The organism is Gandjariella thermophila, assembly GCF_005405885.1.
GTDB lineage: Bacteria > Actinomycetota > Actinomycetes > Mycobacteriales > Pseudonocardiaceae > Gandjariella > Gandjariella thermophila.
In genome coordinates this window covers 33,091-40,762 of the sequence record NZ_BJFL01000038.1, presented here as the reverse complement: position 1 = coordinate 40,762, position 7,672 = coordinate 33,091, and the positions used below count along the sequence as shown (strand labels likewise).

Here is a 7,672-nt window from a genome sequence, read left to right as displayed (position 1 = left end):
AACGTCCTGTGGGCCATGCTGCGCGACGGCGCCCTCTACCAGTCCGTTCCCCCTACCGCGGCAGCCTGAGCCACTCACGGTGCCTCATCCCCATGACTTGACAACTTCATTGGGAATCCCCCTCCGCGCTCGACTCGTGCTGGTACGCCGACCGGTTACCCGGACCGCGCCCGACCACGCCGGTCGACCGGGTCACGTGACGCCGGTGCCGATGAGGTGGCCGATGCCGAACACCACGAGCGCCGCTCCCCCGCCGATGAGCAGTTGGCGCACGCCCGAGCGGACCGCGGCCCGGCCGTTGAGCAGGCCGAGCGTGGCGCCGACGGTGAACAGCGCGAGCGCGGCCAGCCCGATCGCCACGACCAGGGCCGTCAGCCCGGAGGCGAACAGGTAGGGCAGCACGACGACAATCGCGCCCAGCGCGAACGCGACCAGGCTGGACACCGCGGCCGACCACGGCGAGCCCAGCTCACCCGGGTCCAGGCCGAGTTCCTCGCGGGCCATGGTGTCCAGCGCGGCGTCCTTGTCCTTCATGATCGTCGTGGCGACCCGCTCGGCCTCCTCCGCGTCCAGACCCTTGGCCCGGTAGATGAGCGCCAGCTCCTCCGCCTCGGCCTCCGGGTCGTCCCGCAGTTCCTCCGCCTCCAGGGCGATCTCCCGCTCGTAGGCCTCCCGCTGGCTGCGCATGGAGATGTACTCGCCGGCGGCCATGGAGAACGCGCCGGCGAGCAGGCCGGCGAGCCCGGCGAACAGCACGGTGGAACTGGCCGCCCCGGACCCGGCGAACCCCATGACCAGCGAGGTGTTGGACACCAGCCCGTCGTTGACGCCGAACACCGCGGCGCGCAGCGCGCCGGAGCGGTCGTTGCGGTGCCAGCGCTCCCGGCGGGCGATGCTTGCCGGGTCCTCGCCGCCGCCCGGGCCCTCCTCGCGCAGCCGGGTCAGCACCCGGGCGTGCGAGCGCTCGTCGACGGCCATGCCCGGTCCCGCGTCCGGGTCGGCGTCGTACATCCCGGCGTCGGCGTGTTCGGCGCGCTCCACCAGGGGAAGCACCGCGTCCACCGAGAACCGGCGGGCCAGCCAGGACAGCGCCCGGGTACGCAGCCCCGGGCGGCGCGGGCTGGGCACGGGTTCGCCGAGCGCGGTCAGCTTCTCTGCCCAGTGCGCGGCGTGCTTGTCCTCCACCGCGGCCAGTTGCTCGAAGATCTCCTTCCGCTCCCCGGTCGCGCCCTCGGCCAGCCCCCGGTAGAGCGCGGCGCTCTGCCGCTCGGACTCCAGCAGGGCACGGAACCGCGCGGCCGCCCTGCGGCGGTCCGGTGTCCGTTCCTTGGGTTCAGCGCTCACCGCGCTCACCTCTCCCTTCCGGTGGGGTCTCGTCGTCTCCGAGACAGTGCCGGCACACGCCACGGAAGATCACCTGGGCCTCCTCGACCCGCCCCACCTCGCCGTCCGGCGTCAGGCAGGGCCGCTCGCCGACCACGCAGGGCACGTCACTGACCGCACCGCACCGCCGGCAGACGAAGTGGTGGTGCCAGGTGTCGGCGACCTCGTACACCACCGCGCCGGGACCGACGTCCGCGCGCAGCACCACCCCGACCTCGGCGAGCACGGCCAGCGAGTTGTACACGCTGGTCCTGGGCAGGCCCACGTTCCGCCTGGCCAGGTGCACGTGCACCTCGTCGGCCGTGTGGTGGCCACCCATCGCGCGCAGCGCCGTCACCACGGCCAGCCGCGGGCGGGTCACCCGCAGCCCGGCCTCGCGCAAGCGCTCCGCGACCTCGGTGTCGGATCTGCCCGCCATCGTCGACCCCCGCGCACGCCGTCGTTGTACTTGGACTATGTCCAAATATAGTTCGCGCCGGCTGCTCCCGCACGGGCGACCCGCCGACGGTGCTGCGTGCCGGGCGCGCGGGGAACATCCTGGGGCGGAGGACCGTCGAGCGGAGGAGTTCCATGAAGATCACGGTGTTGGGACGGGGCAGCGTCGGCGGCGGGCTGACGGCACTGTGGCAACGTGCCGGGCACGAGGTCACCGCCGTGGGCAGCGACGGCGGTGACGCCTCGGACGCGGACGTGGTCGTCGTGGCCGTCCCGTCCAACGCGATCGTCGACGCGCTGGGCAAGGTCAGCGGCGTGCAGGGCAAGCCGACGATCGACGCGACCAACGCCTTCGGCGGCCGTTCCGAAGGGTTCAAGTCGCTGGCGCACCAGATCAAGTCGATCGTGGGCGGCCCGACGGCCAAGGCGTTCAATCTCAACTTCGCCGCGCTCTACGACCAGATCGGGCAGCAGCGGGCGGCGCCGAGCAACCTCTACGCCGCGGACGACGCCGCGCGCGGCGTGACCGAGCAGTTGATCCGCGACGCCGGCTACGAACCGGTGAGCGCGGGCAACCTGGAGGCGGCCCCCCTGCTGGAGAACCACCTGGAGCTGATGTTCTCCATCAGCGAGGCGGGGCTGGGCCCGTTCTTCTACCGGATCGCCGGGCCGGGCGAACTGTAGGCGGCCCGGGCGGCCCCGGGCCCCGCCCGGGCCGCGGTCCGGGCGGGCGTCCGCGGTCAGGCGGATGCCTCGCGCAGCGCCGGCAGCAACTCGTTGCGCGCGAACGGGAGAAAGTCGTCCTGGCGGTCGCCGCCGATCTGCACCAGCGCGATGTCCGTGAAGCCGGCCTTCCAGAACGCCGAGACCGCGGACACGATGCCGTCGACGTCCGGGCCGCACGGGATGTTCTGCGCCACGTCCTCCTGGCGGACGAACTGGGTGGCGCCGGCGAACCCGGCGGGCCCGGGTAGCTCGGAGTTGACCTTCCACCCGCTGGCGGACCAGCGGAACTGGTCGTGCGCCCTGGCCACCGCGGCGTCCCGGTCGGTGTCCCAGCAGATCGGAATCTGGCCGATCTTGCGGGCGTCGTGGTCGCCGGCCACCTGGTCCCACCGGGTGCAGAACGCGGAGTTCGGCTCCACCGCGATCATCGCGTCGGCCACCGGCCCGAACAGCTGGATGGACTGCTCGCCGGACACCGCGGTCGCGACCGGCACCCGCACCTCGGGCAGGTCCCACAGCTTGGCCGAGTCGACCCGGTAGTGGCTGCCCCGGTAGTTGACGTAGCCACCGTCGAAGAGCGCGCCGATGATGCCGATCGCCTCGGAGAGCATCTCGTGCCGGACGTTCACCGGCGGCCAGCCCTGGCCGACCACGTGCTCGTTGAGGTTCTCCCCCGCGCCGAGACCGAGGGTGAAGCGGTTGTTCGACAGCAACTGCACGGTCGCCGCCTTCTGCGCCACCACGGCCGGGTGGTAGCGCATGGTGGGGCAGGTCACATACGTCATCAGCTCGACCCGCTCGGTGGCCTGGGTGACGGCGCCGAGCACGCTCCACGCGTACGGCGCGTGCCCCTGACTGTCCAGCCAGGGGAAGTAGTGGTCGCTCATCACCTCGAAGTCGAAGCCCGCCTGTTCGGCTCCCGCCGCGAACCGCACCAGATCCCGCGGCCCGGCCTGCTCGGTCAGCAATGTGTAGCCGAAACGAACCATGTCCCCAACGTGGCACCGCCGCCGGCCGCTCGCAGGACGAGCACCCGGCCCTCCCGGGCCACCGCGAGTACGTTTCCGGCGGGGCGGGTCACCCGTAGCCGGGCTTGACCCCGACCCCGCCGAAGAAGATGTGGTGCTCGGGATGGGCGACCACGCCCGCCCCGTCCGGCCGCCATTCCGGCACGAACACCGCGCCCGGCTCCACCAGCCGGAACTCGCCGAACAGGCCGCTGATCCACGAGGTGGACCGGGCCACCGCCGGGTTCGCGCTGGTCGAGTACAGCGCCTCCAGCGCGCGCATCTCCTCCGGGCGTGACTCGGCGGTGGCGTGCGAGATGACCAGGTGGCTGCCCGGCGCCAGCGCCGCCCGGTACCGCTCGACCAGCCCGGCCGGGTCGTCGGCGTCCGGCAGGAAATGCAGCACCGCCAGCATCAGCAGGCCGACCGGCTGGTCGAAGTCGATCAGCCGCCTGGTCCTCCGATCGTCGAGAATGGACGCCGGCTCGCGCATGTCGGCCTCGACGATGGTCGCCCGGTCGTTGCCCGCCAGGATGAGTTCGCTGTGCGCGACGGCGACCCGCTCGTTGTCCACGTACACCACCCGGCAGTCTGGGTTCCGCCGCTGGGCCACCTCGTGGACGTTGCCCACGGTGGGAATGCCGGAACCGATGTCGATGAACTGCCGGACGCCGGCGTCGACCATGAACTGGACCGTGCGCCGCAGGAACGAGCGGTTCGCCTGGCAGGCCTTGGCCACCCCGGGAAAGACCTCCTCGGCCCGCCTGGCGAACTGCCGGTCCACCGCGAAGTTGTGGCTGCCACCGAGGAACGCGTCGTACGCCCGAGCCGCGCTCGGTTTGGTCAGGTCGATCCCCTCGGGCACCCAGCTGGACAGTTCGGTCACCGCCGCCCCCGCCGATGTTGTGGAACGAACACCAAGGCGATCATGGAGGCTACGCCCTCGTGCCGCGCCGCGCTGCCGAAATGACCGAACTTCTCCTCCGCCCGCCAGGTCGCCGCGGGTCAGCGGGCGTGCCCGGCAAGCAGTTCGACGAAGCGGGCCAGGCCGACGTTGCCGCCGGAGAACACCAGGCCGACGCGGGGCGGCGGGTCACCGATCCGCCCGGTGAGCAGCGCCGCCAGCGGGGCCGCCCCGCTGGGTTCCACGACCACCTTCAGCCGGTCGAAGGCCCAGGCCATGGCGGAGCGGATCTCGTCGTCGTCGACCAGCACGACCTCGTCTACCAGCCGCCGGTTGACCGCGAAGGTCAGCTCGCCGGGGGTGTCCAGGGCCAGGCCGTCCGCGATGGTCCGGGGCACCGGGATCCGCACCCGCTCGCCCGCCGCGAGCGACCGCCGGTTGTCGTCGCCGTTCACCGGCTCGACGCCGACCATCCGGACACCCGGGTGCAGCGCCTTCGCCACGGTGGCGCAGCCGGCCATCAGCCCGCCGCCGCCCATCGGCACCACCAGCGCATCCAGCGGACCGGTCTGCTCCAGCAACTCCAGCGCCACGGTGCCCTGGCCGGCCATCACGTGCGGGTGGTCGAACGGCGGGATCACGGTCATGCCGCGCTCGGCGGCGATCCGCGCGGCCACCGCGGCGCGGTCCTCGGTGTAGCGGTCATAGCGGACGATCTCCGCGCCGTACCCCTGCGTGGCCGCGACCTTGGTGGGCGGAGCGTCCTCCGGCATCACAATGAGCGCCTTGGTGCCGAGCAGGCTCGCGGCCAGGGCGATCGCCTGCGCGTGGTTGCCGGAGGAGTAGGCGAGCACGCCAGCGGTGCGCCGGCCGGCATCCAGTTGCGCGATCGCGTTGTACGCGCCGCGGAACTTGAACGCTCCGACCCGCTGGAAATTCTCCGCCTTGATGAACACCCGCGCACCGACATGCTGGTCGAGCGTGCCGGAGGTGAGCACCGGGGTGCGGTGCGCGACGCCGTGCAGGCGCTTCGCCGCGGCGCGCACGTCGTCCAGCGTGAGCACGTCCTCGGGGCGCACATCGGGCCTTTCCGGTCGGCGACTACCCGACCGACCCTATCCCCGGGGCCGGGGACGCGAGCATCGTGTTCACCGGCCGGGCAGGCGGTAGCCGAACAGTGTGTACTCCGCCGCGGTCCACGCGGTGTTCGGTGGCGCGCCGGTGGCCACATGGTCGAGCCGGATCGTGATCGACCGCTTGCCGGCCAGCAGCGACGCGGGGAGCGGGAAGTCATCGTCCCGCCAGCACCGGCCGGGGTTCGCGGACCCGCCCGGCGTGTACCAGGTGCCGGCGAACGCGCCGTCGACGGACACGTTCGCGCGCTGGCCCGGCACGCACGAGTTCAGCGTGCGGCGCAGGAAGCCGCCGGTGGCGCCCGGTGGCAGCGCCATGGTGAAGGTGCTGCTGCCGGTGGTTTCGGTCACCGTGCCGGTCACCGGCGCGGCGCGCACCGTGTACTCGTACGCCGAGGTGAGCGGGTAGTCGCGGGAGCCGGGGGCACGGTAGGCGTGCGCGGCCGCGCTGTCCGGCGCCCCGGGCAGCAGGTCGTCCCCGCGGACCGCGGTCGGCGTGGGCGTCCCGTACCAGAGCATGGTGGCGCGGTAGTGCTCGGCGGAGTCGTTCACCGCGCCGTGCTCCCAGTTCACCACGATCCGGTCGGTGAAGGGGATGGCGTCGGCGACTAGGAACCGGTACTCCGCGGCACCGTCCACATCGGACCCGAATGGATTGTTGGTGGCGCTGGGCAGGCCGGCCAGCGGCAGCGAGGTCTGGTGGCCGCCGCGCCAGTAGTCGCCGCCCATGCCCCATTCCTCGGTGCCGGTCACCGCGATCTGCGGGGTGCGGCTGCCGTCGGTGTAGATGTGCGGGTCGCCTTCCAGCGTGCCGCCGACCGCGCCGAAGTTGACGACCGTGCCGACCAGCTTGCCGCTGCCCCGATAGTCCAGGAAGGTCATGTCCTCGCCGGGGGCGGGGTGCGGGATGTCGGTGTAGTTGGCGTGGAACTCGCCGACCCAGTTCGGCGGGTCGGTGAACGGCTCGTAGCGCACCGACCAGGTCACCGGGACCGGGCCGCCGGCGGAGACCAGTTCGATGCGCGCGCCCGAGGTGAAAGGCATCGGCCAGTACAGGCTGAACCGCAGGTCCGTGCCGTCCGGTGTGATCGCCGAGGGCAGCGCCCGGACCAGCGGCCGGTCCGCGGGCTGGTACACCCCGGCGCCGTCGCCGGCCAGGAACTTGACCGGGGCGTCCACGCTCGGCGCCGCCTCGCCGTCCCAGTAGATGCGCAGCCGGGCCGCGCCGAGCGTGGCCGCCGCCCCGGCCGGCGCCCGGAGGCTCAGCGCCCGGATCTGCTGGCGGCCGCCGATCGTGGTGACCGGCGTGGCCACGCCCGCGCCGCCGAGGGTGAGCGTGCCCTCCCGGTGCGGGATCCCGGCCGGTGCCGGGTCACGTCCGGCGGCGGCCAGCAGCGCCGCGACCCGGTCGGTGGCCGCGGTGCTGGCGGTCGGCGGCGGCACATCGATGGCCAGCCTGCGGTAGAGGGCGTAGAAGTTGCCGTTCGCGCCGGAGGAGGTGAACCGCAGGCTCTTCGCGTACGGCAGCGGCGCGGCGAGGATCGTGCTGCCCTGGCTTTCCGCCACGTTCATCGACAGCGGGTACGGGAACCGCGCGGCGATGCCACCGGCCGGCCGAACCTGCCCGAGATCACCGGCGTGGACCACCGTGTCCGGCCCGCCGTCCACGCTCAGGTGCCACGGCCCACCGGTGTCCTCCTGCATGCGCAGGAACGTGACCACCCCGGGACCCACCTGGTCGAACAGCACGCGCTCGCCGTCCGGCAGGGTGCCGAGCACGTTGCCGCCGTCCCGGTTGCTCCCGCCGGGGTCGGCGGTGGAAAACCCGGCCACCCGGTCGCCGATCTCCAAGTACGGCAGCTTGTCGAAGTGCAGGTAGGCGTCCAGACCGAGATAGGGCGGCGGAAGGTCACCGGCCGGCGCCGAGGGCTCGCCGGGCGGGCAGCCGGCGAGAAGCGAGCTGAGCACGGCGAGGGCGACGCCGAGCACCCCGGCGCGGCCGAGCCGGCGGCGACACCACACCGCACGAGTATGCCCGCAACCCGAGCCGGGTCCACCGCACGTGGCGGATCGCCCGCAGCGGC

7 protein-coding genes are annotated in these 7,672 nt (G+C 72.9%); 1 reads left to right on the top strand and 6 read right to left on the bottom strand.

Annotation, left to right across the window (positions count from 1 at the left end):
• Positions 1-192 precede the first annotated feature (192 nt).
• On the bottom strand, positions 193-1,344 hold the full coding sequence (locus FFT21_RS24360; protein ID WP_137816263.1) for a VIT1/CCC1 transporter family protein: 1,152 nt from the start codon (positions 1,342-1,344) through the stop codon (positions 193-195).
• Entirely contained in the window at positions 1,334-1,801 is a 468-nt protein-coding gene (locus FFT21_RS24355; RefSeq protein WP_137816262.1) for a Fur family transcriptional regulator, read from the bottom strand. The genes FFT21_RS24360 and FFT21_RS24355 overlap by 11 nt, the downstream gene beginning before the upstream one ends.
• 152 nt (positions 1,802-1,953) lie before the next feature.
• Between FFT21_RS24355 and FFT21_RS24350 the strand changes: the two genes are divergently transcribed.
• Positions 1,954-2,502: an NAD(P)-binding domain-containing protein gene (locus FFT21_RS24350; protein WP_137816261.1), complete on the top strand. Its 549-nt coding sequence runs from the start codon at positions 1,954-1,956 to the stop codon at positions 2,500-2,502.
• 56 nt (positions 2,503-2,558) lie between these two features.
• Here FFT21_RS24350 and FFT21_RS24345 read toward each other — a convergent pair whose 3' ends face one another.
• The 4 genes from FFT21_RS24345 to FFT21_RS24330 form a co-directional block, all read right to left on the bottom strand.
• Positions 2,559-3,533, bottom strand: a complete 975-nt coding sequence (locus tag FFT21_RS24345) for an LLM class F420-dependent oxidoreductase (RefSeq protein WP_137816260.1) — start codon at positions 3,531-3,533, stop codon at positions 2,559-2,561.
• An 88-nt stretch (positions 3,534-3,621) separates the two neighbouring features.
• Entirely contained in the window at positions 3,622-4,437 is an 816-nt protein-coding gene (locus FFT21_RS24340) for an SAM-dependent methyltransferase (protein ID WP_192909726.1), read from the bottom strand.
• A 119-nt stretch (positions 4,438-4,556) separates the two neighbouring features.
• Complete coding sequence (locus FFT21_RS24335) at positions 4,557-5,534, bottom strand: pyridoxal-phosphate dependent enzyme (protein WP_371856855.1); 978 nt, start codon at positions 5,532-5,534, stop codon at positions 4,557-4,559.
• A gap of 69 nt (positions 5,535-5,603) precedes the next feature.
• Positions 5,604-7,610 carry a DUF2961 domain-containing protein gene (locus FFT21_RS24330; protein ID WP_137816259.1) on the bottom strand — a complete coding sequence of 669 codons (2,007 nt, stop codon included), beginning with the start codon at positions 7,608-7,610 and terminating at the stop codon, positions 5,604-5,606.
• Positions 7,611-7,672: the final 62 nt, after the last annotated feature.

Excerpts from the sequence above, each read along its gene's own strand:
- FFT21_RS24355 (WP_137816262.1), bottom strand. The coding sequence starts at position 1,801 with ATGGCGGGCAGATCCGACACCGAGGTCGCGGAGCGCTTGCGCGAGGCC.
- FFT21_RS24350 (WP_137816261.1), top strand. The coding sequence starts at position 1,954 with ATGAAGATCACGGTGTTGGGACGGGGCAGCGTCGGCGGCGGGCTGACG.
- FFT21_RS24345 (WP_137816260.1), bottom strand. The coding sequence starts at position 3,533 with ATGGTTCGTTTCGGCTACACATTGCTGACCGAGCAGGCCGGGCCGCGG.